Source organism: Oleiphilus sp. HI0123, from assembly GCF_001635315.1.
In genome coordinates this window covers 1-741 of record NZ_LWGE01001738.1, presented here as the reverse complement: position 1 = coordinate 741, position 741 = coordinate 1, and the positions used below count along the sequence as shown (strand labels likewise).

Sequence of the window (741 nt, the reverse complement as noted above, 5' to 3'; positions counted from 1 at the left end):
AGCCGATTCTGTTTATTAAACCAGGGTCGGCTGTCGTCTCTTTAAGTGAACCTTTCACTATTCCAGACACAGATTGCCACTATGAGGCAGAGATTGCCGTATTGATCGGAGAGACGCTATCTAATGCAAATGCCGAACAAGCGGAGCAAGGAATTGAAGGCTTAGGTTTGGCGCTTGATCTAACGCGGCGTGAGCTGCAGTCAAAGTTGAAAGAAAAATCCCACCCTTGGGAAGTCGCCAAAAGCTTTGATGGTGCTTGCCCGCTCAGTGAATTTGTTCCGTTAGGGAACTGTACAGCCTTAAACCAGCTTGAGTTTACCTTGAGTATCAATGGAGAGTTGCGACAGCATGGTAAGAGTAGCGATATGTTGAACCCGATCGCGCCACTTATTGCGCATATGAGTACCTTTTTCACGCTCAACCCAGGTGACGTTGTTCTTACCGGAACGCCGAAGGGGGTGGGGCAGCTACACAAAGGGGATCAGTTGTCGCTAAAGTTTGGCAAGAATTTAGCTTTTGATACTAAGGCAATCTAAATTTAGCTGCTGACTTCGGTGTCTCCCATTCCCCCAGCTGCCGATTCTCTATATAATTGCGGGCTTTTTCGATATTAGGAATTAGCCCGCGTGCCTCAGACTCAAACCCGTTCTTCTGAACTTGCTAGCAGTGCATCAAGTAGTGAGTCAAATTTGCAGACGATAGCTGATTTTATTCGTTACACTTTTTCGAGTTTGAATCGTG

The 741-nt window shown here is 46.6% G+C and carries 1 protein-coding gene; it reads left to right on the top strand.

Features of this window, described 5'->3' with window-relative positions; translation table 11 throughout:
- The coding region (locus tag A3761_RS23475) for a fumarylacetoacetate hydrolase family protein (RefSeq protein ID WP_068751012.1) at positions 1 to 536 on the top strand (536 nt) is incomplete at its 5' end.
- Positions 537 to 741: the final 205 nt, after the last annotated feature.